This is a genomic window from Agromyces sp. PvR057 (assembly GCF_040547485.1).
Classification (GTDB): domain Bacteria; phylum Actinomycetota; class Actinomycetes; order Actinomycetales; family Microbacteriaceae; genus Agromyces.
In genome coordinates this window covers 49,800-76,577 of record NZ_JBEPPT010000005.1, presented here as the reverse complement: position 1 = coordinate 76,577, position 26,778 = coordinate 49,800, and the positions used below count along the sequence as shown (strand labels likewise).

General features: G+C 69.6%; 23 protein-coding genes. 4 read left to right on the top strand and 19 right to left on the bottom strand.

The window, feature by feature from the left end; all coding sequences use genetic code 11:
* Window positions 1–16: 16 nt before the first annotated feature.
* The 5 genes from ABIC29_RS16410 to ABIC29_RS16390 all read right to left on the bottom strand — a co-directional run bounded on the left by ABIC29_RS16410 (window position 17) and on the right by ABIC29_RS16390 (window position 10,787).
* Window positions 17–5,863 (bottom strand): Ig-like domain-containing protein, encoded by a 5,847-nt coding sequence (locus ABIC29_RS16410; RefSeq protein WP_354247135.1) that lies wholly within the window; start codon window positions 5,861–5,863, stop codon window positions 17–19.
* Window positions 5,864–5,880: 17 nt separating this feature from the next.
* Window positions 5,881–7,290, bottom strand: coding sequence for a serine/threonine-protein kinase (locus ABIC29_RS16405; RefSeq protein WP_354247132.1), 1,410 nt, complete (start codon window positions 7,288–7,290; stop codon window positions 5,881–5,883).
* 114 nt (window positions 7,291–7,404) lie between these two features.
* Window positions 7,405–8,247 carry a PP2C family protein-serine/threonine phosphatase gene (locus ABIC29_RS16400; protein ID WP_116083045.1) on the bottom strand — a complete coding sequence of 281 codons (843 nt, stop codon included), beginning with the start codon at window positions 8,245–8,247 and terminating at the stop codon, window positions 7,405–7,407.
* Window positions 8,244–9,329: an FHA domain-containing protein gene (locus ABIC29_RS16395; protein ID WP_116083047.1), complete on the bottom strand. Its 1,086-nt coding sequence runs from the start codon at window positions 9,327–9,329 to the stop codon at window positions 8,244–8,246. The genes ABIC29_RS16400 and ABIC29_RS16395 overlap by 4 nt, the downstream gene beginning before the upstream one ends.
* A gap of 24 nt (window positions 9,330–9,353) precedes the next feature.
* Window positions 9,354–10,787, bottom strand: a complete 1,434-nt coding sequence (locus ABIC29_RS16390) for an aminobutyraldehyde dehydrogenase (protein ID WP_116083050.1) — start codon at window positions 10,785–10,787, stop codon at window positions 9,354–9,356.
* 209 nt (window positions 10,788–10,996) lie between these two features.
* On the opposite strand from ABIC29_RS16390, the gene ABIC29_RS16385 reads away from it, so the two are divergent.
* Together ABIC29_RS16385 and ABIC29_RS16380 are read left to right on the top strand one after the other, a co-directional pair.
* Window positions 10,997–11,479 (top strand): Lrp/AsnC family transcriptional regulator, encoded by a 483-nt coding sequence (locus ABIC29_RS16385; protein ID WP_092968222.1) that lies wholly within the window; start codon window positions 10,997–10,999, stop codon window positions 11,477–11,479.
* 12 nt (window positions 11,480–11,491) lie between these two features.
* A complete protein-coding gene (locus tag ABIC29_RS16380) occupies window positions 11,492–12,880 on the top strand; it encodes an aspartate aminotransferase family protein (RefSeq protein WP_116083052.1) in 1,389 nt (462 codons plus the stop codon).
* A 134-nt stretch (window positions 12,881–13,014) separates the two neighbouring features.
* On the opposite strand, the gene ABIC29_RS16375 is transcribed toward ABIC29_RS16380, so the two are convergent.
* Window positions 13,015–14,199, bottom strand: a complete 1,185-nt coding sequence (locus tag ABIC29_RS16375; RefSeq protein WP_354247126.1) for a DUF4192 family protein — start codon at window positions 14,197–14,199, stop codon at window positions 13,015–13,017.
* 198 nt (window positions 14,200–14,397) lie between these two features.
* Between ABIC29_RS16375 and ABIC29_RS16370 the strand changes: the two genes are divergently transcribed.
* Together ABIC29_RS16370 and ABIC29_RS16365 are read left to right on the top strand one after the other, a co-directional pair.
* The gene (locus ABIC29_RS16370) at window positions 14,398–14,889 is read left to right on the top strand and encodes a methylated-DNA--[protein]-cysteine S-methyltransferase (protein ID WP_354247123.1); all 492 of its coding nucleotides are present in this window, start codon (window positions 14,398–14,400) and stop codon (window positions 14,887–14,889) included.
* A gap of 5 nt (window positions 14,890–14,894) precedes the next feature.
* A complete protein-coding gene (locus tag ABIC29_RS16365) occupies window positions 14,895–15,506 on the top strand; it encodes a DNA-3-methyladenine glycosylase I (RefSeq protein ID WP_116084718.1) in 612 nt (203 codons plus the stop codon).
* 136 nt (window positions 15,507–15,642) lie between these two features.
* On the opposite strand, the gene ABIC29_RS16360 is transcribed toward ABIC29_RS16365, so the two are convergent.
* The 13 genes from ABIC29_RS16360 to ABIC29_RS16300 form a co-directional block, all read right to left on the bottom strand.
* Window positions 15,643–16,401 (bottom strand): YaaA family protein, encoded by a 759-nt coding sequence (locus ABIC29_RS16360; protein ID WP_354247120.1) that lies wholly within the window; start codon window positions 16,399–16,401, stop codon window positions 15,643–15,645.
* Window positions 16,402–16,974 carry a P-loop nucleotide/nucleoside kinase family protein gene (locus ABIC29_RS16355; RefSeq protein WP_116083061.1) on the bottom strand — a complete coding sequence of 191 codons (573 nt, stop codon included), beginning with the start codon at window positions 16,972–16,974 and terminating at the stop codon, window positions 16,402–16,404.
* A 10-nt stretch (window positions 16,975–16,984) separates the two neighbouring features.
* Complete coding sequence (locus ABIC29_RS16350) at window positions 16,985–17,245, bottom strand: F0F1 ATP synthase subunit epsilon (RefSeq protein ID WP_116083063.1); 261 nt, start codon at window positions 17,243–17,245, stop codon at window positions 16,985–16,987.
* Window positions 17,246–17,247: 2 nt separating this feature from the next.
* A complete protein-coding gene (gene atpD / locus ABIC29_RS16345; protein ID WP_116083065.1) occupies window positions 17,248–18,708 on the bottom strand; it encodes a F0F1 ATP synthase subunit beta in 1,461 nt (486 codons plus the stop codon).
* 23 nt (window positions 18,709–18,731) lie between these two features.
* Window positions 18,732–19,625 carry a F0F1 ATP synthase subunit gamma gene (locus ABIC29_RS16340; RefSeq protein ID WP_354247116.1) on the bottom strand — a complete coding sequence of 298 codons (894 nt, stop codon included), beginning with the start codon at window positions 19,623–19,625 and terminating at the stop codon, window positions 18,732–18,734.
* A 47-nt stretch (window positions 19,626–19,672) separates the two neighbouring features.
* A complete protein-coding gene (gene atpA, locus ABIC29_RS16335; protein WP_116083070.1) occupies window positions 19,673–21,313 on the bottom strand; it encodes a F0F1 ATP synthase subunit alpha in 1,641 nt (546 codons plus the stop codon).
* A gap of 77 nt (window positions 21,314–21,390) precedes the next feature.
* Window positions 21,391–22,188, bottom strand: coding sequence for a F0F1 ATP synthase subunit delta (locus tag ABIC29_RS16330; RefSeq protein ID WP_116083073.1), 798 nt, complete (start codon window positions 22,186–22,188; stop codon window positions 21,391–21,393).
* A 3-nt stretch (window positions 22,189–22,191) separates the two neighbouring features.
* A complete protein-coding gene (locus ABIC29_RS16325; RefSeq protein WP_116083076.1) occupies window positions 22,192–22,758 on the bottom strand; it encodes a F0F1 ATP synthase subunit B in 567 nt (188 codons plus the stop codon).
* A 28-nt stretch (window positions 22,759–22,786) separates the two neighbouring features.
* Window positions 22,787–23,020 (bottom strand): ATP synthase F0 subunit C, encoded by a 234-nt coding sequence (gene atpE, locus ABIC29_RS16320; RefSeq protein WP_022888426.1) that lies wholly within the window; start codon window positions 23,018–23,020, stop codon window positions 22,787–22,789.
* A gap of 45 nt (window positions 23,021–23,065) precedes the next feature.
* Window positions 23,066–23,845, bottom strand: coding sequence for a F0F1 ATP synthase subunit A (gene atpB / locus ABIC29_RS16315; RefSeq protein WP_354247111.1), 780 nt, complete (start codon window positions 23,843–23,845; stop codon window positions 23,066–23,068).
* 213 nt (window positions 23,846–24,058) lie between these two features.
* The gene (locus ABIC29_RS16310; protein ID WP_116083079.1) at window positions 24,059–24,529 is read right to left on the bottom strand and encodes a Cg1360 family ATP-synthase-associated protein; all 471 of its coding nucleotides are present in this window, start codon (window positions 24,527–24,529) and stop codon (window positions 24,059–24,061) included.
* A complete protein-coding gene (locus tag ABIC29_RS16305; RefSeq protein ID WP_354247108.1) occupies window positions 24,510–25,904 on the bottom strand; it encodes an MraY family glycosyltransferase in 1,395 nt (464 codons plus the stop codon). Before ABIC29_RS16305 ends, ABIC29_RS16310 begins: the two co-directional genes overlap by 20 nt.
* Window positions 25,901–26,722 (bottom strand): L-threonylcarbamoyladenylate synthase, encoded by an 822-nt coding sequence (locus ABIC29_RS16300; protein WP_116083084.1) that lies wholly within the window; start codon window positions 26,720–26,722, stop codon window positions 25,901–25,903. The genes ABIC29_RS16305 and ABIC29_RS16300 overlap by 4 nt, the downstream gene beginning before the upstream one ends.
* Window positions 26,723–26,778 lie beyond the last annotated feature (56 nt).

The window sequence follows — 26,778 nt, the reverse complement described above, 5'->3', positions numbered from 1 at the left end:
CGGGCTCCATCGGTGATCACGGGTTCTGATACCTCACTTTCACGCCGGCGACCTCAACATCCAACCAGACACGGTCGCCGGGCTGGGCGCCGGGGACCTGGCAGCTCGTGCGCCGCTGGGCTCGCACGCCCACGTCGTCGCCCACGACGCCGCACCGGAACTCCGCGGGGATGCCCGAGTTGTCGGGCTCGGAGTCCCACGACCAGCTTCCCAGTTCGGGATCCCACACCCGCGAGGGCAGGGCGAACGTGAGCGACGGCTCCGCGTCGGCCGGCAGGATCTCCGACCACGGCCCGCAACTGCCCCATGGCGAGCACGTGCGCAGTTGGAAGCGGGCCGTCTCGCCGAAGGGCCTGCCGAGGACGGCCCGGAGCCATCCCGAACCGGCGAAGTCCCTGGGGGCGCCGAGTTGCGCGCCGTTCGCGTCGACCGCGACGATCTGCAGGCGCTGGTTCGGATCGACTCTGGAGATGTACCGGTCCCATGCATCCTGCGTCATCCAGTCCATGCCGCTCTCCACCGAGGTGATCGGTCCGGGAGGCTCTCGCACCACGACGGTGCCCACCCCGGTGCTCACGCACGCCGAACGGTTGTAGCCCCAGACCACGAAGGAGTACCTGGCGGCCTCGGCCGTCGTGCCCGTGAACTGGACGCTCGAGGCATCCGGCCCCACCTGGACCATGTCGGAGACGGTGCCGCCGCGCGACGGAGCGACGACGGTGCCAGGGGCGGGAGAGGTCACCATGCAGCTCTGCGGGCCGGAGGGCGGTGCGGTCGAGCCGTCGGCGAGCCGCTGCACGAAGTATCCACCGATGGGGTCTCCATTGCCGCCGAACGGGGTCCAGGACACCGTCACGGTTCCGGCGATGGCATCGCCGACGACGCTGATGCCGCCCGCGACCGGCGGACCGAACGGCGTGCCGGAGCCCCGGGCATCGGCCCACACCGCCATGGCCGGATACGCCTCGTTGCGCGCGCTCACCGAGAACTCGACGAGGCTGCCGTTCTCGAGCGCCCTCGAGTCCACCTCGCACCGCGACGCCGTGCACACCGCTGCCGCATCGACCTCGACCGGGACGCCGCCGACCACCAGGACGTACGAGTGGACCGGGCTTCCGGCACCTGCCGAGACCGGCGACCACCCCAGGCGGAGGCGGCCGTCCAGCGGACCCGCGGCGAGGTCGCGCGGTGCCGGCGGCACGACGTCCGACCAGATCGGACCCGGCGCATCGACCGGGTCGGAGAGGCCGATGGCGTTGCGCGCCTGGACGCGGAGCACGACGCCGTTCGCCCGGCCGTTGCCGAGGGTCGGCACGAGGCAGGTCGTCGCGGTGCACTCGGTCTTCGCGAGCACCTCTGACGAGCCCGGCTCGACGAGGCTGATCTCGTAGGCGGTGATCGGGGAGTTGTTGAACGCACCGGCCCCGAAGACGAGGTCGAGCCTGCGATCGCCGAATCCGGTCACCCGCGGGGCGGTCACCGGATCGGGGCGGTCCTGCACCGAGACGGTCACCGTTCCCCACGCGTACCGGTCGGGGTCGTCGGTCGCGTCGGCGACCTGGTACTGCAGCGTGGCGTTCACGGGCTCGGCATCCTCCGAGACCTTCACGAGGAGGGTCGAGCGGTCGGCGTCGGGCGTGACCGAGACGCCGGCGGGCAGCGTGTCGAGGCCCCTGAGCGCCACGACGCGCAGCGGCGTGTCGGGGAACGGGTTCGTGGTGTCATCGTTGGCGAGCACGTCGACGCTCGTCGTCGTTCCACGCTGGGCGACGGCCCGATCCGAGATCGGGCGGGCGAGCGGCCTCGTCGAGGCCACGACCTGCAGGTCGATGCGGCCGGGTTCGCCATCGCCCGATCCGTCGATGACCGAGACGGCGACCGAGCCGCGCGTGCCGGAGGGCGTCGCCGCCGACGGGGTGATCGTGAGCCGGTGCTCGTCGAGCTCGAATCCGAAGCCGTCCGGAAGCGGCTCGAGCAGCCGGTACTCCAATTCGTCGGCCTGCTCCTTGTCGGGGTAGGTCGTGAGCTTCACGAGGTCGATCGTCTTCGCCACGCCCTGCTCGAAGTCGATCGAACCGCCGGCGAACGCCGGAGCCTGGTTGCGCGTCGGCCGCACGTCGATGGGGATGACGATGGTGGCGGTGCGTCCGGTCGGGTCGGACGCCGACTCGCCGTCGGTCGCCGTGAACGAGATCGACGCCGGCCCGAAGTATCCCGCCTCGCTCCGGAACCGCAGGGTCCGCTCATCGACCCACGGATCGGTGCCGTCGCTGTGGGCGGCCCGCACGCTCGCGGCGTCGAGGATGCTGACCGGGCGCCCGGATGCCGCGATCACGTAATCCTCGATGTGGAGCTCGACGCTCTCGCCGCTCCGCACCTCGACGTCGGGCGCGTCGCGCCGAAGCTGCGGGATCGCGTCGTCGCGGCCCGGCACGCGGATGAACGCGTACGAGACCACGTCCGCATCGTCGGGGCGCGTCAGCGAGAACGGGATGATCCGGCGACGATCCTCGACCGCGACCCGGATGCTCCCGTCGCGGAGCACCTCGGCACCCTCGTCGAAGCCGGGAACGAGTCCGACCTCGAGGTCGGCCACGTCGGCATCGGCGAGGAACGCGTCGGCCAGGACGTCCACGTCGACACGGTCGCGGTCGAGGATGTCGGTCAGGTTCAGGACGACGTCGTCGACCTCTGGCCGTGCGAGCGGCGCGTCCTCGCGCGCGACGACCGTGAGGAAGCTCGAGTCCGAGCCGAGCCGCTCGTTCTCGATGGCGTACTGGAAGCCGTACTCCCCATCGCCCTCGGGAACCACGACATCGATCCGATCGCCGACGACCTCGGCCGAGGCACCGCCGTTCTGCGGTGTCACGTCGGTCAGCGTCAGGCTGCCGCCGTCGGGGTCGGAGTCGTTCTCGAGCACCCGGGCCGAGAGCGTGCGGCCCGGTCGCACGAGCACGCTGTCCTCGACGGCGACGGGATTCCTCGCCCCGTCCGGACGCGCGGCGATGCCGACCCGGATCGTGCCCATCGCCTTCGCACCGAGCGCATCCACGACCGCGTACGTGAACGTGTCGGTTCCGGCCGAGTACTCGCCGGCCCGGTAGTCGAGCCAGTCCGGTCCCGTCTCGCTGACGCTGCCGAGCTCGGGGTTGGACTCCTGGCCGACGAGCAGCACGGAGTCCCCGTCGGGGTCGGTTCCGCCGAGTGCGACGGAGATGCGCACCGTGTCGCCGGCGAGGGCGCGCGCGGTGACTTCGGGCGGCACCGGCGGCGAGTTGGTCTCCGGGTCGGTCGGCCGCACGGAGAAGTGCACCGTCGCCGTGGCCGACTGCCCTGCGGCGCGGATCCGGTACTGCGCGTCGTACTCCCCTGGCTTCTCGGGCGCGAAGTACCGCAGGCGGTCGCCGCTGACGAAGAGCAGGCCGTCGAGGGGATCCTCGACCGGCACGGGGTCGAGGGTGAGCGGCAGTCCGTCGGGGTGCTCGTCATTGGCGAGCACGGGCACGTCGATGACGTCCCCGGTGCGCACCGATGCCGTGTCGGGGTTCGCGACCGGCGGCTGTGCGACGGGCGGCGACGGCACCTCCACGACGGTGACGGCGCCCTCGGCATCTCCGAGGCCGTTGCTGACGCGATAGCCGAACGTCAGCGATCCGAGCGGCAACGGCCCGAGCAGCTGGACCCTGAGGATGCGATGGTCGATGACCTCGACGCGCAGGTCGTTCGACTCGGCGTCGATGAGGTCGGTGAGCACGAGCACGCCGCCGGTCGGGTCGATGTCGGTCGCGAGCACGTCGACGTCCATCGGCTGCTGGGCACGGAGGAAGGCGGTGTGCGGCACCGTGATCGGCATCGTGTCACGGTCGGATCCCGCCTCGACCTCGACGCGGATCAGGCCCGTGACCGGCGGCGAGCTCTCGTCGGTGACGACGTACTCGAGGTAGTGGGTGCGCTCGGCCGAGCTCTTGAAGCGGAAGGTCCCGCCGTCGTAGTCGGGCGTGATGAGCACGTCCTGCTTCGCGGGGACGCTCGTGAGCACGACGTTGCCCGTTCCCCCGTGCACGTGCCGGAGCGGGTCGATGCGCACCTCCTCGCCCGCGGTGGCGAGCACCACGAACGATTCGGCGATCAGGGGCACGGTCCCGGGGGCCCGCACGTCGATCTCGAGGGACCCCGCGCCCTCGTCGCGCCCGTCGTGCGCGACCAGCGCGACCCGGCGCGTCGCCTGCTGGCCCTGCCGCTCGTCGAACACGACGGATCCTTCGGGCGTGAACGACGCCGTGTCGCCTTCCGGGGGCGTGGCGGAGTACAGGAAGAACGGGTCGCCGTCGGGGTCGACCCAGTCGCCGAGGACGGCCGTCGTCGAGCGCCCGCCGAGCGCGACCGTCGCCGTGCGGTCCCGCACCTGCTCCGGCGGGCCGTTCTCATCGTCGGTGCGCACCTGCACGGTGACGGATGCCGTCGCACTGCCGCCGCGTCCGTCGTCGACCGTGTATCCGAATGAGAAGCCCTCGGTCACCGTGTCGTCGACGGTCACCTGCACCTGCTGGCGGTCGGACACGAGATCGAGTCTGACTCCGGGCGGAGGCACGGCGACGAGCTCCTCGATCACGAGCACGTCGCCGTTCGGGTCGTAGTCGTTCATCAGCACCGGCAGCATCGAAGCGCGGCCAGGTCGCGCACCGAACGCGTCGGCGACGGCGATCGGATCGGCCTGGCTGCGTTCGATCGGCGCGGGGGCGTCGGCATCCTGCCGTTCGACGATCTCGTCGTCGGTCTCGGTCGCGAGCAGCTCATCCCAGTTGTCGATCACGCCGTAGTCGGTCGAGGCCGCCCAGCTTCGACCCGACGCGCGGTCGCTGAGCACCAGGGAGCGGCCGTTCGCGAGGTACGCGAGGTCGGCGCTGGTCGCCATCTCATCGAGCGGGAACGACCTCGGCGCCTCGCCGGCGCACGCCCGCCAGGCGGTGCCGTTCGACCACGCCGCATGCAGGCAGTCGCCGTGCCGAACGGGCGCCGTCGCGATCCCGCCGGCTTGCCGGACCTCCATCTCGCGAATGCCGCCGTCGGTCAGGTCGACCATGACGAGGCCCGCGCGCGACGCGATGGCGATCGCATCGCCGTCGACGGCGGGCTCCTGGAGCCTCGGATCGTCCGCGATATCCATGACGTCGCCGAGGTCGACCGCCCGGTCGGCGAGGAGCAGCGTCATGCTCCGCTCGTCGAGCACCGCCCATCGGCCGTCGACCGACGTGATCTGCACCTCGGCCGCCGGGTCGGAGGGCTCGGTCTGCCACTGCTCGACGACCGACTCGGAATCGTCGACGTCGACTCGCTGCACGATGCCCGCCAACGGCGCATAGGAGAAGAGGCGCCCGTCGGGCGCGACCGACACCACGGCGCCGGGTCCGAACCGGAAGGTGGGGTCGGAGTCGACCTGCAGGTCGACGATCTGGTCGGACGGCATCGTCCAGACATCGCCGTCGGAGGCGACGACCACCTTCGACTCGGTGATCGCGATGCTGCTCGAGGGCGGCACCGCGACCGTCTCCGCGACGGTCGAGTTCATGGGATCGATCACGGAGACCGTCGCGCGTTCCTCGTCGAGCGCGAGCACCGTCTGACCGCGCTGCGCGATCTGCCCTGCCGATCCGCCCGTCTCGACGATCGTGTTCAACTCGTGCACGGCGGTGTTCGCCCGGCCCACCGATTCGAGGTCGTCGTTCGCGACCCAGACGGCCGCATCGCCGAGGTCGACCCGCTCCGCCGAGTAGCCGCCGGATGCCACGGCCACCGCCACGATCGTCGACACGACGCCCATGCAGACGGCCGCCGTCACGACGGCGGATCGATGTCGGGACACGACCGAGCGGAGCCTCATCAGTCCCCCGCGTCGATGTCCACGCAGCGTTCCTCGCTCGGACGCCCCGTCTTGCCGTTGCGAGTGACCGTGACACTCGCGCAGACGTGGTCGCCGTCGTCGGCGACGACGTCCGCGCGCTCATCGCGCTGCACGGGGCGAGCGGCTCCGTCGACGGTCACGAGGTACGCGTCGCCGCCCTGCAGTCCGGGGTCGTCCCAGGTGAAGGTCACGGAGACGCCGTCGACGTCGGCTCGCACGTCGGTCACGACCGGGATCGGGGCGGTCGTCGAGGCGACGAGGTACGAGCCGGCGAGCGCGACCCCGACGAGCAGCACGGCGATCGCGGAGAGCGCCAAGAGTGCGCGGCGCGGGGCGCGGGGCGGCGCCGGTCGGGAGCCGGTCGCGCCCGAGGACGTGTCCGAACGCAGCGTGGTCGCCGCCATGCGGTCGTTGGGCCGCCTGGTACGGCGGGCACGGCGGTCCGGCGCGCTCGCGGCCGCCGGGACGGAGATGATGCGCGTGCGCTCGTCGAGGTCGACGGCGACGGCGAGCGCCCAGTCCTCCGTGACGACCTCGAGCGGCGTCTGCGGCAGGGCGAGCTCCTCCTCGATCGCCTGCAGGTCGCGCACGAACTCGAGGGCGCTCGACTGACGGTCGGCGGGTCGCTTCGACATCGCGCGGGCGAGCACGCGCTCGAGCGAGTCCGGCACGTCGTTGCGGCCCGTGGGCGGCAGCTTCGCCGTGCGGATGCGAGCTGAGACACGGCCGACGGTGTTGTCGCCGCCCGACTGCTCGAAGGGGCTGCGACCGGCGAGCAGCGAGTAGACCGTCGCGCCCAGCGACCAGACCTCGCTCGCGACGGTGCCGGCATCGTCGACGAGCACCTCGGGGGCCGACCACGGCACCGAGAGGCCGACCGTATCGGTGGGGTGCATCGCGCCCAGCCTCGCCGCGATGCCGAAGTCGGACAGCACCGGATGCCCGTACGCGGTCGTGAGGATGTTCGACGGCTTGATGTCGCGGTGCAGCACGCCGTTGCGGTGCGCGGTCTCGACGGCGCTCGCGATGCGCACGCCGACCGCGAGCACCTCGGCGAGCGGCAGCGACGTGCTGCGGTAGCGCTGGCCGAGCGTGGACGGGCAGAACTCCATGACGAGGTAGGGACGCCCGTCGGCGGCGACGCTCGCCTGGTACACCGTGAGGATCGACGGGTGCGACGAGAGTTGCGCCATGACGTCGGCCTCGGCCTGGAACATCTGCCTCGCCGCGTCGTCGACGACCTCGGCGAGCAGCACCTTGACCGCCACGAGTCGGCGCGGCATGTTCTGCTCGTAGAGGAACACGTCGGCGAATCCGCCCGACCCGAGCACCCTGACGAACGAGAAGCCCGGAAGGTTCGGTGCGGTTGACGGCAGTCGTCTCGACACGATCCTCCTTGACCTCGAGTGGGGCGAGGGTGCCGTCGCTGGTCGATGCCGGCGGCATCCGGTCTGCTCATTGTAGGTCGACGCGACCCACGCTCGAAGCTCTCTTCGACGCGCTCAGGATGCCGCGGGCGAGTCGATCGCGCCGTCGGCGCCCACTTGCTCGGGTCGCGGTTCCGGCCTGCTCACCTCGTGCACGTCGACCACGAGCACGGTGACGTTGTCGCGGCCGCCGTTGCCGAGCGCGGCGTCGAGGAGGTGCTCGGTGACGCGTTCGGCCGACCGGTCGGCCATCAGGAAGTGCCGGATGCCGTACGACGTGAGCTCCTTCGTGAGCCCGTCTGAGCAGATCAGCAGGCGCATGCCCGGTTCGACGGCGATCGCCCGGTAGTCGGGGATCGGCGACTCGTGGAAGCCGACGGCTCGCGTGATCACGTTCGAATGCGGGTGGGTGTCGGCCTCGTCGCGGGTGATCTGCCCGGCGTCCACGAGCTCCTGCACGATCGAGTGGTCGACCGTCAGCTGTTCGAGGATGCCGCCGACGAGTCGGTAGACCCTCGAATCGCCGATGTTGAACACGATCCAGGCGGGCTCGTCGGAGATGAGGCCGAGCGCGACCCCCGTGACGGTCGTGCCGCTGCCCTCGTCGGTGACCCCCGTGCCGCGTTCCATGTCCTGCACGGCGAGCCGCAGCGACTGGTCGATCTCGGCCGTGCCGATGACGGTCTTACCGCCGTGCTCTGCGAGGCGGGTCACCACGGCTGCGCTCGCGAAGTCGCCGGCGGCGTGGCCGCCCATGCCGTCGGCGACCGCGAAGACCGGTGCCTGCGCGACGAAGCTGTCTTCATTGACCTGCCGACGATGGCCCGTGTCGGTCGCGGCGGCCCACGAGATCGTGATCCTCGTGCCGTCGGGCAGCACGACCGGATGACGGGTGTTGCCGTTTCCGATCTGTGTCACGAGGGGGGCCTGTCGGTTCGGGTCGGATGGGGAGCGTCGTCGCTGGCTGGGAGGACCTCGATGATCGTACCGTCTCCGAGGTCGAGGGAACTTCCCGGCATCACCACGATCGACTCGCCGGCGCGCATGCGGCGCATGCCGGTCGTCGTGCGGATCACGGTGCCGTTCGTCGACCGGAGGTCGGTCGCGACGAGTCGCTCCCCCTCGATGCGGAGCTCGAGGTGGGTGCCGGAGATCACGCCGGTGGGCGAGCGCACGGGAACGAGCTCGGGCGCGGCGGCGGCCGCGGAGGGTGCCCGCGGCGCGAGCGGGCGCCGCCCGACGAGGATCGGCACGGTGACGGATCTGGCGGCTCCGGCACCGATCCGCACCCGCGGCGGCGCGCCCGGCGCGAAGGTGCTCGGGGCGAACGTGCTCGTGGCATGCGGCGTCAGCACGTCGGGCCGCCGATCGTCGTCGGGATCGTGCACGGCCTCGGGATCTGACGCGACGGCCACCGTGGCGTCGAGCACGTTGTCGCGGAGCACCGTGTCGGCGTCGTCCGTCGGCCGGCCGGCGGCATCCGGCCGGCGCTCGAGGACCCGCTCGACGGGCGACCAGACGACGTCGGAGGCCCTGAGGCCGACCCGGGCCGGCGCGACGGCGCCGACCGCGACGCCGATCGCGGTGCCGCTCGCCTGCACCGGGGCGTCCGCGCCCGTGAGCCGCACCCCCGTCACGTCGCGGAACTCGGCGAGATGCCACGGGCGGATGCCGCGGGCGTCGAACCGCCGCGACCCTCCTGGCGAGTCGAGGTCGACGACGGCGTCGCCGCGGACGACGGCCGTGACGTCCGGCGCGCCTCGCAGCGGCCAGAGCACCACGGCGAAGCCCTGATCGTCGGGGTCGGAGGCGCTCGCCGCCGGCATCGCCTGCACGAGTTGCTCGATCCTCACCTCGGCGTCGTCCATGACCGCGGCGAGCGCGGTGAGCGCTCGGACATCTGCGGGGGCGGCGATGGCGGCGATGAACCGGTCGCCGATCACGACGTCCCAGTCCATCGCCCCGACACGAGACGCGCTCGTCACGGTTCCGGCGACCATGTGCCCAGTCTGCACCAGACCCGGTCAGCCGATCGCGCTCATCACGTGCTTGATGCGCGTGTAGTCCTCGAATCCGTAGTTCGAGAGGTCCTTGCCGTACCCGGAGTGCTTGAAGCCGCCGTGCGGCATGTCCGACACGAACGGGATGTGGGTGTTGATCCACACGCAGCCGAAGTCCAGGTGCTTGGCGAACCGCATGGCCCGCGTGTGCTCGGTCGTCCAGACCGACGCGGCGAGCGCGTAGTCGACGCCGTTCGCCTTCGCCAGCGCGTCGGCATCGTCGGTGAACGGCTGCACGGTCAGCACGGGTCCGAAGATCTCGCGTTGCACGGCCTCGTCGTGCTGCTCGAGGCCGGCGACGATCGTGGCCTCCCAGAAGTAGCCCCGATCACCCTGACGACGCCCGCCCGCGACGATCTCGGCATGGGCGGGCAGCCGGTCGATGAACCCGGCGACCTGCGCGAGCTGGTTCGCGTTGTTGAGCGGCCCGTAGAGCACGCCCTCCTCGTGCGGACCGCCGGTGCGGGCCCCGGATGCGGCGTGCGCGACGAGGAGCTCCACGAACCGGTCGTGCACCGACTCGTGCACGAGCACGCGCGTGGCGGCGGTGCAGTCCTGGCCGCCGTTGAAGTACGCGGCCGTGACGATTCCCGCGGCCGCCTGCTCGAGGTCGGCGTCGGCGAAGACGATCGCCGGGGCCTTGCCGCCGAGCTCGAGGTGGACGCGCTTGAGGTCGGATGCCGCGGCGCGGGCGACCTCCATGCCGGCGCGCACCGATCCGGTGATCGCCACCATCTGGGCGCGTTCGTGGCCGAGCACGGCGGCGCCGGTGGTGCGGTCGCCCGTGACGACGTTCAGCACGCCCTTCGGGAGGAACTCCGCGGCGACCTCGGCGAGCAGGAGCGTGGCGAGGGGCGTCGTGTCCGAAGGCTTCAGCACGACGGTGTTGCCCGCGGCGATCGCCGGCGCGACCTTCCAGACCGCCATGTTGAGCGGGTAGTTCCACGGCGTGACCTGGCCGATGACGCCGATCGGCTCGCGGCGGATGAACGAGGTGTGCCCGGCGAGGTACTCGGCGGACGCACGTCCTTCGAGGTTGCGTGCCGCGCCGGCGAAGAATCGCAGCTGGTCGACGGACTGCAGGATCTCGTCCGCGACGAGGGTGGCGCGGGGCTTGCCCGTGTCCTGCGACTCGAGGTCGGCGAACTCCTCGGCGCGATCGGCCATGGCGTCGGCGATGCGGAACAGGGCGAGCTGGCGTTCCGCCGGCGTCGTCTCGCCCCAGACCTCGAACGCGTCGGATGCCGCACGGTAGGCGTCGCGGACGTCCTCGTCGTTCGAGATCGGCGAGGTCGCGTAGACCTCCTCGGTGGCCGGATCGATGAGATCCAGCGTGGCGTCCCCGTGCGCCTCGGCGTACGCGCCGTCGATGAAGTTCCGAACGGGTGCTGTCGTCATGATGCTCTCCTCGTCGCGATGCGCGAACGTCTGCGTGCCGTCTCCGGCGGGCGCCGGGATCCGGGCGCGGCGGACCGCGCGACACTGCCCGCCATGCTAATCGGATCCCGTGGTGTTTCGCGAGCGATTGAGTGGGAATCCGTTGCGTATGGCATGAATTTCGACGGAATCCCTTGCCGAAGGGCGTACTCGCTGACACAATCGGTCGCATGACGAACACGGCACGAACGGCTTCGGCGCGGCCCGTGCACCTCGACGAGGTCTCGAAGGCGATCATCGAGCAGTTGCAGGCCGACGGACGCCGCTCGTACGCCGACATCGGCAAGGCGGTCGGACTCTCCGAGGCCGCGGTGCGACAGCGCGTGCAGCGCCTGACCGAGTCCGGCGTGATGCAGATCGTGGCGGTGACCGATCCGATGCAGCTCGGTTTCACGCGCCAGGCGATGATCGGCATCCGCGCCTCCGGCGACACGCGGGAGCTGGCGGCGAGCCTCGCCGAGCTGGCCGAGATCGACTACGTCGTGCTCACCGCCGGCAGCTTCGACGTGCTGGCCGAGGTGGTGTGCGAGAACGACGACGAACTCATCACGCTGCTGAACTCGCGCATCCGCAACCTCCCGGGGGTGCGCTCGACCGAGACGTTCGTCTATCTCAAACTCCAGAAGCAGTTCTACAACTGGGGCACTCGCTAGAAGGGATCGATCATGACCGATCGTGTACGGGACAATGCCACGCTGCAGCAGATGGCCAACGACCACCTGTGGATGCACTTCGCCAGGCAGTCGACGCTGCACTCCTCCGGGGTGCCGATCATCACGAGGGGCGAGGGCCACCACGTCTTCGACATCGAGGGCCGCAAGTACTTCGACGGCCTCGCCGGCCTGTTCACGGTGAACGCCGGTCACGGGCGTAAGCGCCTCGCCGAGGTCGCCGCGCGTCAGGCCGAGGAACTCGCGTTCTTCCCGATCTGGTCGTATGCGCACCCTGCGGCCATCGAACTGGCCGACCGGCTGGCGACGCACGCGCCCGGCGACCTGAACCGCGTATTCTTCTCGACCGGCGGCGGCGAGGCGGTCGAGACCGCGTTCAAGCTCGCCAAGTACTACTGGAAGCTGCAGGGTCGCCCGACCAAGCACAAGGTGATCTCGCGCTCGGTCGCCTACCACGGCACCCCACAGGGCGCCCTGGCCATCACGGGCATCCCGGCCATCAAGGAGATGTTCGAGCCGGTCACTCCCGGCGGCTTCCGCGTGCCGAACACGAACTTCTACCGCGCGGCCGAGATGGGCGCCCCGTCCGAGGACATCGAGGCGTTCGGCCTCTGGGCGGCGAACCGCATCGAGGAGCAGATCCTCTTCGAGGGCCCCGAGACGGTCGCCGCGGTCTTCCTCGAGCCCGTGCAGAACTCCGGCGGCTGCTTCCCGCCTCCCCCCGGCTACTTCACGCGCGTGCGCGAGATCTGCGACCAGTACGACGTGCTGCTCGTCTCCGACGAGGTCATCTGCGCGTTCGGCCGCATCGGCCACATGTTCGCGTGCGACGCCTACGGCTACGTGCCCGACATGATCACCTGCGCGAAGGCGATGACCTCGGGCTACGCCCCCATCGGCGCGACCATCATCTCCGAGAAGCTCTACGAGCCGTTCGCGACCGGCGAGACCTCGTTCTACCACGGGTACACCTTCGGCGGGCACCCCGTCTCGGCCGCGGTCGCGCTCGAGAACCTCGACATCTTCGAGGAGGAGGGCCTGAACGAGCGCGTGCGCGAGAACTCGCCGCTGTTCCGCGCCGAACTCGAGAAGCTGCTCGACCTGCCGATCGTCGGCGACGTCCGCGGCGACGGGTACTTCTTCGGCATCGAACTCGTGAAGGACAAGGGCACGAAGGAGACCTTCAACGACGACGAGGCCGAGCGCCTGCTCCGCGGGTTCCTCTCGAAGGCGCTCTTCGACGCGGGCCTCTACTGCCGCGCCGACGACCGCGGAGACCCCGTGATCCAACTCGCGCCGCCGCTCACCATCGGTCCCGCGGAGTTCCAGGAGATCGAGCAGATCCTCCGGGGAGTGCTGACCGAGGCGGCGACGAAGATCTGACACCTCGACCACGGTGTGCCGCCACGGATGGATCCATGGCGGCACACCGGTCGAGGGGATCGGCGTGCAGATCGGCGACCTCGAGGACCGCATGGCCGGGCGACCGTCGCCCGACGCCTGGGCGGCCGCACGCTTCACGGGCCGCTGACCGCCCCGTGGTGTTCGTCGGCATGCGGCGGGCGGACGAACACCCATTCGGGCAGGGCCCCCGACCCGATGTGACCCTCGAGCAGCTGCGCCATCGTGTGGCCTGGATCGATCGAGAGCGCCGCATCGAGGAAGGCGCCCGCGACCGACCCGCGACCCAACGACCAGGCGAGCCACGCCGCGATGCAGAGCGGCCCGGGTCGAAGCGCCTCCGGAGCGTGCGCGATCGCCTCGCGCAGCACGGACAATCCCCGCTCGACCCGCCCCGGATCCGGTCGGAGCATCGACCTGCCGACGATGAGCCGGGCGAGGACGTCGTCGAGCGCTCCGTCGTCGGGCTCTCCGTCGGCGCGCGCGGTGTGGTCCTCCGTCGCGACGCCGCCCGCATTCCCGCATGCGCCTCCGCTCGAGACGTCGTGCGCCAGCTCGCCCACCATGCGGCCGAACGCGATCTGCAGCATCATCGCGTCCCTGAGCGCCGGCCGCGATGCGAGGTGCAGGAGCCACGCGAGCCGTCGTGCGTCCACCGGGCGGCGCCTCGGCCCGGAGACCAGCGCCTCGACGAGTTCGACGGGATCCGCGTCGCGCGCGAGGCCCGCCATCGCCGACTCGAGGGTCGGCAACTCGCGGAACTCCGCGATGGCGGTGGAGACGGCCGCCGCGCGCGCCGCATCCGCCGGTGGGAGCGCCGCGGCATCCGAGACGTCCGCGTGCCGTTCCTCGTCGGGCAGCTCGCGCAGCGCGCGACTCGATGCGACCCGCGAGAGCGGATGCCCGATGGCGGGCGCGGTGGGGTCGAGCGCCGAACTCCATCCGTCGGCCGCGTGGCAGAGCACGTCGCGCACGACGAAGCCGGCGTGCCCCGCACGGTCAGCGACGAGTTCGAGCAACTCGCGCCGCGGCATCCGCCCGGCATCGGCGTACCGTTCATCGGTGTAGACGATCGGCACGATCGCGTCGACGTCGGGGATGCGGCAGATCGTGCCGATGACGGCGGTGACGAGTCGCTCGTGGTCGTCCGCGCCGGTGGGCAGGTCGTGGCGGAGCACCCCGACGGTGCGGTTGCCGACGAAGACGACGCAGAGGAGCGAACGCTCCGGCTCGAACCCCGCCAGGGCGGGTACGAGGGCGAGGAAGTCGTGCGCCGATGCGGCGCGGATGATGGCGGTCATGAGGCCAGCGTCGGGCACGGCGACCGGGTCGCCGACGTCGCGGATCCACGCTCGGGTGGATCCGCCGACGACCGCGCTTGTCGAGGACGAGTCGCCCGAACGCCGACCACCCGTCCTCGACACCTCGCCCTCGACGGCGGTTCCACCCATGTCCGATTTCCGCGAGTCGATGTCGGATGTCGAGGCTACGCTCGAATCATGACCGACCTGTTCCTCGCACGACTCGAGACCCCCATCGGGCGGCTCGAACTGCTCGCAGACGACGACGCCGTGACCTCCCTCACCATCGAGCGCGACGGCGCGCTCCCCCACGATGACGACGCCGAGCGCCGCAATGCCGTGCTCGAGTTGGCGCTCGCCCAACTCCGCGAATACTTCGCCGGCGAACGCACCGACTTCGACGTCCCCGTTCGCCTGCACGGCACGGAGTTCCAACTCGCCGTCTGGGGCAGGCTGCAGCAGCTCCGCTGGGGCGATGCGACCTCCTACGGCGCGCTGGCCGCGGCAGTGGGCAAGCCCGGCTCCGCTCGGGCGATCGGTGCTGCCGTCGGCGCCAACCCCGTGCCGATCCTCGTCGGGTGCCACCGCGTCCTGGCGTCCGACGGCCGCATCACCGGGTACTCGGCGGGCGAGGGCGTGCCGACCAAGCTCTGGCTCCTCGGCCACGAGCGCATCGGATTCGCCGCGTGAGCGTGATTCCCCGACCCGAGCTCATCCGCGGCGACGACGGTGCGGTGCGCTGCGGGTGGAGCGGCGCCGATCCCGAATACCGGCGGTATCACGATGAGGAGTGGGGTACACCCCAGCACGATTCCGTGCGGCTGTTCGAGAAGGTCTGCCTCGAGGGGTTCCAGGCGGGACTCTCCTGGATCACGATCCTGCGCCGCCGCCCCGCGTTCCGCGAGGTGTTCCACGAGTTCGATGTCGAGCGAGTCGCCGCCATGGGCGAGCCAGACGTCCTGCGCCTGCTCGGCGACGAGCGCATCATCCGGCACCGGGGCAAGATCGAGGCGACCATCCAGAACGCTCGAGCCACCCTCGAACTCGACGAGCCGATCGAACGGCTGATCTGGTCGTTCGCTCCCGCGCGACGCGAAACGCCGCCGGCCACGTTCGCCGAGGTGCCTGCTCTGACGACCGAATCGACCGCTCTCAGCAAGGAGCTGCGGGCCCGTGGATTCCGGTTCGTGGGCCCGACCACGATGTACGCGCTGATGCAGGCCGCGGGGCTCGTCGACGATCATCTCGGTGGGTGCTTCCGGTCGCCTGGGAACGCACTCGACGTCCCCTTCCAGCCGGTCGAGTAGCCGCTGTCGCCCGCCCTGAGGCGAGGCGGTGCCGAGTGACCCTGTGCCGGGTGACCCTGTGCCGGGCGACCCTGCGGGCCGAGGCACTGCGCTCAAGAAGCGTCGAGCTCAGGAGGGGCAGCGCACGGACCTCTGCTCAGGCGACGAGATCGAGCTCGACCACGGAGCCCGCCTTCGAGGCGCCGAGCGCCATGCGGAATCCCTCATCGGCAGCCCAGCGCACGAGCTCGTCGACCGAGTCGAGCTGGGGCCGGGTCTCGAGCAGACGGCGGGTGAAGCGGCCCTTGGCCTGCTTGTTGAAGTGGTTGAGGGCGCGCCGGCGTCCGCCGTCGTCGACGGCCACGACACGTACGAACACGCTGTCGTCGCGCACGGGCGCCTGGCCGAGGTCCGCGTACGCCTCCGAACGGAGATCCACGACGAGGCCGTCATGCGAGGCGATGCGCTGCGCGATCGCCTCCCGCCAGAACCGCTTCAGCGCGACGCCCGGAATCCTGGAGTCGTGCGACAGGCGATACGCCGGGATCGGGTCCATCGCACCGACGAGGCCGAACAACGCCGAGTGCACGACGACCCTGTCTGCGCCGAACGATCGCGCGTGCGCATCGAGGGTTCCGGCGTCGAGGGCGTCGAAGAGCACTCCCGTGAAGCGGTCCAATGCCGGCATCGTGGCCGACGTCTGGAGCTCGCGATTGTGCTGGACCTCGCCCGCCAAACGCGGACCGAGCTTCAGCGCGCGCATCGCGGCGGCCTCGTCGGCGCTCAGCGCCACGAGGCGATCGGCGAGATCGCGTCGGAGCGGCGCGAGATCGGCGAAGGAGAGCCGGGACAGGTCGAGCGGGGCGCCATCGCCGCCCGCGCGCTTCGTCTCCGAAGGCGGCAGGAGGAACAGCATCTACGACGCGAGGAACGCGAGCGTGGCGTCGACGTTCGCGCCGAGGGACTCGATGCTGTCGATCGTCACGCGCGGCAGCGCCGACGACGGGCCGGTCCAGGGCGCGTAGCCCTCGAGGCTCTGCTCAACGGCGCGCCACGTCGTCTCTTCGAGATGCGGCAGGTTGCGCTCGCGCTTGGCGAGCCTCGAACGGTGCAGCGCCTCGTCGGAGCAGACGACCTCGACGACACGGAGCCGCACCTCGGTGCGGACGGCGAGGTCGCGCCACTGCAGCCGGGCCGCCTCGGCGGCGTTCACGGCGTCGACGATGACCGTGCGACCGGACGAGAGTTCCTTCTCGGCGATCTCTTCGGCCACGAGATAGGCCGCGAGACCGGTGGGCTCGTCGGCATCGATTCCGGCACGCAGAATGGCGGACTCGATCGGATCGACCGACACGACGGTCGCCCCGAGCCGGGCGCCGACGATCTCAGCGATCGTCGACTTCCCGGCTCCGGGCAGACCCGCCATGACGACGAGTTGTGTGATCGACAGTTCTCCGAACTGCCGATCAAGCGGCTGCTCCCCCGGCATCCGCTGAACCTCAGGCCAATTCGGCGCGGGACGCGACGATCTGGACCGTGTTCGACTGGACCGAGAGGAAGCCGTCTTCGGCATTCGCGGCGATCTTCTCACCGTCGGGCAGGGACACCCGAACCTCACCGGCGGCCAGGACCGCGAGCATCGGCTCGTGGCCCGGCAGGATGCCGATCTGCCCCTCGACCGTGCGAGCGACCACCATGGACGCCTCGCCCGACCAGATCTCCCGGTCGGCCGAGACGACGCTCACCTTGAGTGCGGCCATGCTCAGCCGTTCTCCTTCTGGATGCGAGCCCAGTTCTCCTCGACGTCGGTGATCGGGCCGACGTTGAAGAAGGCCTGCTCAGCGACGTGGTCGAAGTCACCGCGGGCGATCGCGTCGAACGACTCGATCGTGTCCTTGAGCGGAACCGTCGATCCCTCGACACCCGTGAACTTCTTCGCCATGTAGGTGTTCTGCGAGAGGAACTGCTGGATCCGGCGCGCACGCGACACCGTGATCTTGTCCTCTTCGGAGAGCTCGTCGACACCGAGGATGGCGATGATCTCCTGGAGTTCCTTGTTCTTCTGCAGGATCTGCTTGACCGTGGTCGCGACGCGGTAGTGGTCGGCGCCCAGGTAGCGGGGGTCCATGATGCGCGACGTCGAGGTCAGCGGGTCGATGGCCGGGTACAGACCCTTCGACGCGATCTCACGCGAGAGCTCGGTGGTTGCGTCGAGGTGCGCGAACGTGGTCGCGGGCGCCGGGTCGGTGTAGTCATCGGCCGGCACGTAGATCGCCTGCAGCGAGGTGATCGAGTGACCACGCGTCGACGTGATGCGCTCCTGGAGGACGCCCATCTCGTCGGCGAGGTTCGGCTGGTAGCCCACGGCGGACGGCATGCGGCCGAGCAGCGTGGAGACCTCGGAACCGGCCTGCGTGAAGCGGAAGATGTTGTCGATGAAGAGCAGCACGTCCTGCTTCTGCACGTCGCGGAAGTACTCCGCCATCGTGAGCGCGGAGAGGGCGACGCGAAGACGCGTTCCCGGCGGCTCGTCCATCTGGCCGAAGACGAGGGCCGTCTTGTCGAAGACGCCCGCCTCCTCCATCTCGTGGATGAGGTCGTTGCCCTCACGGGTGCGCTCGCCGACACCGGCGAAGACCGACACACCACCGTGATCCTGCGCGACGCGCTGGATCATCTCCTGGATGAGGACGGTCTTGCCGACACCGGCACCACCGAAGAGGCCGATCTTTCCACCCTGCACGTACGGCGTGAGGAGGTCGATCGACTTGATGCCGGTCTCGAAGAGCTGCGTCTTCGACTCGAGCTGGTCGAATGCCGGCGGCTTGCGGTGGATCGGCCAGCGCTCGGTGATCTCGAGCTGCTCGCCGGGCTCGCCGTTCAGCACATCGCCGATGACGTTGAAGACCTTGCCCTTGGTGACGTCGCCGACGGGCACCGAGATGGCTTCGCCGGTGTCGGTGACCTCCTGGCCGCGCACGAGGCCGTCGGTGGGGTTCAGTGCGATGGCGCGGACGAGGTCGTCGCCGAGGTGCTGCGCGACCTCGAGGGTCAGGACCGTGGTCGAGTCACCGATGGTGACGGTGGTCTTCAGCGCGTTGTAGATCTCGGGAATCGAGTCGTGCGGGAACTCGATGTCGACGACGGGGCCGGTGACGCGTGCGATGCGCCCGACGGTGCCGGCGGCACGCTCGGCGACCGGCGCGGTTGCGGTGTCAGTCATTCTGCTCTCTCTTTTCTGAGTTGCTACTTGGCGGCGACGAGCGCATCGGCGCCGCCCACGATCTCGGAGATCTGCTGCGTGATCTCGGCCTGGCGTGCGTTGTTCGCAAGGCGGGTGTAGTCGGTGATGAGGTTGTCGGCATTGTCGCTCGCCGACTTCATCGCCTTCTGGGTCGCCGCATGCTTGGCCGCGGACGACTGCAGCAGCGCGTTGAAGATGCGGCTCTCGATGTAGACCGGCAGCAGCGCGTCGAGGACGGTCTCGGCGTCGGGCTCGAACTCGTAGAGCGGCTCGATCGACGCGGGCTCCTCGACGCCTTCGACGACCTCGAGCGGCAGGAGCCGCACGACCGAGGGGGTCTGCGTCATCATGCTGACGAACCGGTTGTACACCACGAAGATCTCGTCGACGCCGCCGTCGGCTGCATCGCGGAGGAAGGCCTCGAGCACGGCGTCGGAGATCTCCTTCGCGAGCTCGAAGTCGGGGTTCTCCGAGCTGCCCGTCCACTGCTGCTCGGACTCGCGACGCCGGAACGCGAAGTACCCGACGGCCTTGCGGCCGACGAGGAAGTAGCTGACTTCCTTGCCCTCCGAACGGAGCAGCTCGCTGAGCTGCTCCGCTTCACGGAGCACCTGCGAGTTGAACGCGCCGGCGAGACCGCGGTCGGACGTGAGGATCACGACCGCCGCGCGCTCGATGCGCTCGGGTTCGGTGGTCAGCACGTGCTCGACGTTCGAGTGCGTCGCGACCGCCGAGACGGCACGCGTGATGGCTCGCGAGTAGGGCGACGATGCGGCCACACGAGCCTGCGCCTTCTGGATGCGCGAGGCGGCGATGAGCTCCATCGCCTTCGTGATCTTCTTCGTCGTCTGGGCAGACTTGATCTTCTGCCGGTAGACCCGAAGTTGCGCTCCCATGTCTCTCCTGTAGTCCTAGAGTCGATCGATCAGTCGTGTCGAGGCGCTCAGCGCTTCGACTTGACGACCTGCTCCTGGTTGACGGATTCGGCGTCGATCGGCTCGAACTGCTCCGAACCGACGGACGCGAGCGGCTTGCCCTCGCCCGTCTGGAACTCGAGCTTGAACTTGTCGACCGAGGACTCGAGCGTCGCGACGGTCTCGTCGGAGAGCACGTTCGTCTCGCGCAGGTCGGACAGCACCGAGGTGTTGCGACCCAGGAAGTCGAGCAGCTCGCGCTCGAAGCGCAGGATGTCCTCGACCGGAACCTCGTCGAGCTTGCCGTTCGTTCCGGCCCAGATCGAGACGACCTGCTCCTCGACCGGGTACGGCGAGTACTGCGGCTGCTTCAGGAGCTCGGTGAGGCGTGCGCCACGAGCGAGCTGGCGACGGCTCGCCGCGTCGAGGTCGGACGCGAACATCGCGAACGCCTCGAGCGAGCGGTACTGCGCGAGCTCGAGCTTCAGCGTGCCCGAGACCTTCTTGATCGACTTCACCTGGGCGTCGCCACCGACACGCGAGACCGAGATGCCCACGTCGACGGCGGGACGCTGGTTGGCGTTGAAGAGGTCGGACTGGAGGAAGATCTGGCCGTCGGTGATCGAGATCACGTTGGTCGGGATGTACGCCGACACGTCGTTGGCCTTGGTCTCGATGATCGGCAGGCCGGTCATCGAGCCCGCGCCGAGCTCGTCGGAGAGCTTCGCGCAACGCTCGAGCAGACGCGAGTGCAGGTAGAAGACGTCACCGGGGTACGCCTCGCGTCCCGGCGGACGACGCAGCAGGAGCGACACGGCACGGTAGGCCTCGGCCTGCTTCGACAGGTCGTCGAAGATGATGAGGACGTGCTTGGAGTCGTACATCCAGTGCTGGCCGATGGCCGAGCCGGTGTACGGAGCCAGGTACTTGAAGCCGGCGGGGTCGGAGGCCGGAGCCGCGACGATCGTCGTGTACTCCATCGCACCGGCGTCTTCGAGCGCGCCCTTCACCGAGGCGATGGTCGAGCCCTTCTGGCCGATCGCGACGTAAATGCAGCGGACCTGCTTGTTGACGTCGCCGGACTCCCAGTTGGCCTTCTGGTTGATGATCGTGTCGATCGCGATGGCGGTCTTGCCGGTCTGGCGGTCGCCGATGATCAGCTGACGCTGGCCGCGCCCGACGGGGATCATGGCGTCGATGGCCTTGATGCCGGTCTGGAGCGGCTCGTGGACCGACTTGCGCTGCATGACACCGGGAGCCTGGAGCTCGAGCGCACGGCGGCCCTCGAGGCCCGTGATCTCGCCGAGGCCGTCGATCGGGTTGCCGAGCGGGTCGACGACACGGCCGAGGTAGCCCTCACCGACGGGAACGGAGAGGACCTCGCCCGTGCGGGTCACCTCCATGCCTGCCTCGATGCCGGTGAACTCGCCGAGGACGACGACGCCGATCACGTCTTCCTCGAGGTTCAGCGCGAGACCGAGCGTGCCGTCCGCGAAGCGGATGAGCTCGTTGGCCATGACCGAGGGCAGTCCCTCGACGTGCGCGATGCCGTCGGCGGCATCGGTGACGTATCCGACCTCGGTCTTCTGCGCCGTGCCCGGCTCGTAGGCCGAGGCGAACTCCGTGAGAGCCGTGCGGATCTCATCGGGGCTGATGGAGAGTTCTGCCATTGTCTTTCCCTTTTCTGTACCGGTTGTACAGCTACTGGTGTGTCACGGCGCAGGACGCCGGTCGTTGTCGTCCGGCGTCAGCCGGCAAGCTTCTGCCTCAGCGAGCTGAGGCGCGAGGCGACGCTGCCGTCGATGACGTCGTCGCCGATCTGCACGCGGACCCCGCCGAGCACGGCGGGATCGACGATGGTGTCGAAACGGATGCGGCGACCCGCCTGGATGGCGAGTCCCTGCTCGAGTCGTGCCAGCTGCGCGTCGCTCAGCGGCACGGCGGTCGTGACCGTCGCGACGTCGAATCCGCGCTGGTCGGCGATGACGGATGCCGCGGCGCGGAGCATGCCGCCGATGCGACGACCGCGCGGCGAGAGCACCAGGTGCCGCACGACCACGAGGGTCGCGGGGTCGGACTTGCCCGCGCCGAGCAAACGCTCGACGAGGCGCGCCTTGGGCTCGTTCGCCCCGAGCTTGGAGCCGAGCACGAGCTCGAGCTCCGAGTCGGATGCCACGGCGCGCTCGAACGCGAACAGCTCGGCGTCGAGGTCGACGCCATCGCCCGCCGTGTCGGCCGCGACCCGGAGGCCGAGCTCCTCGACGCCGTCGAGGAAGTCGGCCTGGCTCGACCACCGCTGCGAAGCCGCCGCCGTGAGCAGCGACACCGCTCCGGGAGCGATGCGTCCGTTGAACACGCTGGAGACCAGCGCGCTCTTCTGTGCGCCATCGGCTTCGTTGTCGGTGAGCGCGGTGCGCAGCTGACCGGAACCGGCGATGAGTCGCACCGCGGCGAGGAGGTCCTCGGCGACCGACAGGTCGGCCCGGCCCGACGACGCGAGCACTGCCCGTGACGCCGCCAGGGCCTCTCTCGTTGCGCTACCCATGGATTACTTCGTCTCCCCTGCGGCGGCCTTCTCGGACGCCTCGAGGTCGGCGAGGAACCGGTCGACCACGGCCTGGGCCTTCTGGTCGTCGGTCAGCGACTCGCCGATGACGCCCGAAGCCAGGTCGATCGCGATGGTGCCGACCTCGGAGCGGAGCGAGACGAGCGCGGACTGGCGCTCGGCCTCGATCTGCGCCTGCGCGCTCGCGGTGACGCGAGCGGCCTCGGACACCGCGGTGTCCTTGGCCTCGGCGACGATCTTCTTGCCGTCTTCACGGGCGGTCTCGCGGATCTGGCCGGCCTCTGCGCGCGCTTCGGCGAGCTGGGCGGTGTACTCCTCGAGGGCGGCCTCGGCCTTTCGCTGGGCCTCGTCGGCCTTCGCGATGTTGCCTTCGATCGCCTCGGCACGCTCATCGAGCATCGTCTGGACGCGCGGCAGCACGTACTTCCAGAAGAAGATGAGGATGATGATGAAGCAGACCGACGACCAGAGGATGTCGTAACCCTCGGGAAGGACCGGGCTGTGGGTCTCGCCACCCTCGGTTGCAGCGCTCAGTACTGCATGAAGCACGTTGGCCTCCTCAGTTGCGGCGGGTGGATCAGACGAAGATGAAGTAGGTCGCGATACCGATGAAGGCGAGCGCCTCGGTGAACGCGATACCGATCCACATCAGGACCTGGAGGCGGCCGGCCAGCTCGGGCTGACGAGCGACGCCCTCGATGGTCTTGCCGACGACGATGCCCACGCCGATGGCCGGGCCGATGGCTGCGAGGCCGTAGCCGACCGTCGCGATGTTGCCGTTGATCTCAGCGAGAACGGTGGTTGCGTCCACGTTGGGTTTCCTTTCCTAGGGATGTTTCTGGGCGGGTGCCCGGGCTCAGTGCTCTTCGGCGACCGCGAGCTGGATGTAGACCGCGGTGAGAAGGGTGAAGACGTATGCCTGCAGGAAGGCGACGAGGATCTCGAACAGCGTGAACGCGAACCCGAAGGCCAGCGTTCCGGCACCGAGGAGGGTCCACCATCCGCCGAGGGTGAAGACGAAGAACTGCGTGGCTGCGAAGAAGAGCACGAGCAGGAGGTGACCGACGATCATGTTCATCATGAGTCGAAGGGTCAGCGTGATGGGCCGGATCACGAAGGTCGAGAGGAGCTCGATCGGCGTGACGATGATGTAGACCGGCCACGGGACACCCGAGGGGAAGAGCGAGTTCTTGAAGAAGTTCTTCGGGCTCTTCTTGACACCCGCGTAGATGAAGGTGATGTAGGAGACGATCGCGAGGACCAGCGGCACGCCGATGACGGAGGTGCCGGCGATGTTCAGGAACGGGATGATGCCCGTGATGTTCATGAACAGGATCATGAAGAACATCGTCGTGAGGATCGGCAGGAACCGCTTGGCGTCCTTCTTGCCGAGCAGGTCTTCGGCGACGTTGACGCGCACCAGGTCGAGACCCATCTCGAGCAGGCTCTGGAACCTGCCTGGCACGAGGCGCATGTGGCGCGTGCCGAGCCAGAAGACCAGGAGCAGTGCCACGACCGCGACGAAGCGGACGAGCATGATGCGGTTGATCTCGAAGTTGGTGCCTTCGAAGAGGAGTGCCCCCGGGAAGAACTCGTCGATCGACGGCCCGTGGAATTCACCATCGTTGGTTGACATCGGAACCAGAAGGTTCAGAGCGTTAGCTAGCAGCGCTATCTCCTGTTTCGGGGCGTGGAGCTCTGCTCTCGCGACGACGAACATCGGAACGGTTTCACGCACATGCCGAAGCAGGCGTTTACCGGGGGGATCTCCAATACTCTAGCAAGACTTCGGGCATCGGACGAATCGCCGACGAACTCTCGTGCGACGAATTCGACAACGCGTCGAAAATCAGTCGTCGTGAGGCGCCGCGGGCAGCTCGACGTCGCTGACATGCGGCATCCGGGACTTCGTGATGACGATCACGTCGACCACGAGCGACGCGAGCACGCCCGCCACCAGGCTGAGGAACAGCACGGTCGTGTCGAGCCACGCGGCATCGCGCAGCAGCACGACGAGCACGATGAAGACGATGAACTTCAGCAGCCATCCGCCGAGGACGATGCCGAAGAAGGCGCCGACGAACAGGTCGCTCGAGGCGAAGCGGTTCGCGATGAGGATCGTCGCGGCCGTGATGCCCATGAACACGACGGCCATGGCGGTGCCGACCAGCGCTCCGACGAGCCCCGCTCCCCCGGCGAAGACGAAGCCGAGCACCGCGCTGACCACGAGCAGCGCCGCGGCGACGATGCCGCCCCAGACGAGCGCCTGGCGCAGGACGGGGTTCGAGGTGGGCGTGTTGTCAGGTCGTGCGTCGTTCATCAGGCTCCAGTCGTGGGTCGCCCGATTCTACCGAGGCGGCCTGTGCCGGGCCTGACTGCGCCGAGCCCGCCTGCGCTGAGCCTGCCGGTGCCGGGCCCACGGGTGCCGCGGCATCCGTCGGCTGCGATGCGACGGCGTTCGCCGCGGCATCCGTCTCGGGCCGCGGTGCGGTCGCGACGCTCTCGAGCTCGTCGAGGTGGGGGGCGACGGGCGCGGCGGTCGTCGCCTCTGCGGCGACGGTGAGGCGCTTGCGACGGCCGAGCGGCGCGAGCGTGACGATGGCGCAGGCCACGAATCCGAGGCCGAGCAGCAGGAACGCCCATCGCGCGCTGATGCCGAGGTACACCGGGAAGACATACGTCAGGAGGCATCCGATGGAGGCGACCGCGGTCCAGCTGTAGAAGATCAGCACGGCGTTGAGGTGCGAGTGCCCCATGTCGAGCAGGCGGTGGTGCAGGTGCTTGCGGTCGGCCGCGAACGGCGACTTGCCGGCGCGCAGGCGGCGCACCACGGCGAGGCCGAAGTCGAGCAGCGGGATGAGCAGCACGATGACCGGCAGGATGATCGGGATGAACGCGGCGAAGAGCTGATTGAAGCCGACGCCGGCGGGGTTCAGCTGGCCGGTGACGGCGATCGCCGAGGTCGCCATCAGCAGGCCGACGAGCAGGGCACCGGCGTCGCCCATGAACAGCTTGGCCGGACGCCAGTTCAGGGGCAGGAAGCCCGCGCAGGCACCCACGAGGATGATGGCGATCATCGACGCGAGGTTGAAGTAGTTCGTCGGCGAGGTCTGCTGCACGAGCAGGTAGGTGTAGACGAAGAACACGCCGTTGGAGATGAGCGAGACGCCCGCGACCAGGCCGTCGAGCCCGTCGATGAAGTTGACCGCGTTCATGACGAGCACGATGACGAAGACCGTGAGCGTCGCGAACATCCACGACGAGCCCACCAGGATGCCGCCGATGGGCAGCGAGACGATCGAGACGCCCTGCCAGGCGATGAGGCCGGCGGCGATGAACTGCCCCGCGAGCTTCGTGGTCCAGTCGAGGTCCCAGATGTCGTCGGCGACGCCGATGAGCACGATGAGCAGCGCTGCCCCCAGGATCGCGAGCACCTGCGTCGGGTCCTGGAAGATGATCGCGACGTTGGCGAATCGCGTGGGGCCGAGACTTGAGACGAACCAGGCGGCGCCGAAGGCGACGAGGATGCCGACGAACATCGCGATGCCGCCGAGTCGGGGCGTCGGACGGGTGTGCACGTCGCGCTCGCGGATCTTCGGGTACAGCCGGTACTTCAGGCTGAGCTTCCAGACGACGTAGGACCCGACGAGGGTCACGAGCGCGGCGATGATCGCGAGCGCGATGAACAGGGTCATGAGGCGGCGGCACCGGACTGGTCGGATGCCGCGGGCGCACCGTCCGCTGTGGGCTCGGCGAGCTCCGCAGCAGCGAGCTCCGCAGCAGCGGACTCCGCAGCAGCGGGCTGGGCCGGAGCATCGACCGCGGGCGCGAGCAGATCCTCGCCCACCACGGCGGCGATGCGCTCGCGCGAGATGACCCCGGCCCGCACGATGCGGATGACGCCGCCATCGGCGGAGAGGCCGGTCGCGTCGATGATGGTCGAGGACGTGTCGCCCGCCCGCTCGCCGATCGCGTCGTAGCCGGTGCCCGCCGACCCGCCGTCGAGGTAGACGGCGACCGAGTCGCCGAGCATGTCGGAGGCCTCGGCCGCGGTCGTCGCGGCCGGCTCGCCGCTCAGGTTCGCCGACGAGACCGCGAGCGGTCCGGTCTCGGCGAGCAACTCGAGCGCGAACCGGTTGTCCGGCATGCGCAGGGCGACCGTGCCGCGGGTCTCGCCGAGGTCCCAGGTGAGCGACGGCTGCGCGTGCAGGATGACCGTGAGGCCGCCCGGCCAGAACTCCGCGACGAGCGCCCGCACGGGTTCGGGCACTTCGCGCGCGAGCGCGTCGAGCGTGGGGATGCCCGGGATCAGCACGGGCGGAGGCGACGTGCGCTCGCGCCCCTTGGCCTCGAGCAGCCGCGTGACGGCGGCCGGGTCGAACGCATCGGCGGCGAGGCCGTAGACGGTGTCGGTGGGGATCACGACGAGCTGGCCGCGGCCGATCGCTCCGCGTGCGAGGCGCATGCCCGTGAGCAGCTGGGATTCGACCGAACAGTCGTAGATGGCAGTCATGACCTGCCGATTCTAGACCAGCGGCGGCATGGCATCCGGGGCACGGCGGGCGCGAG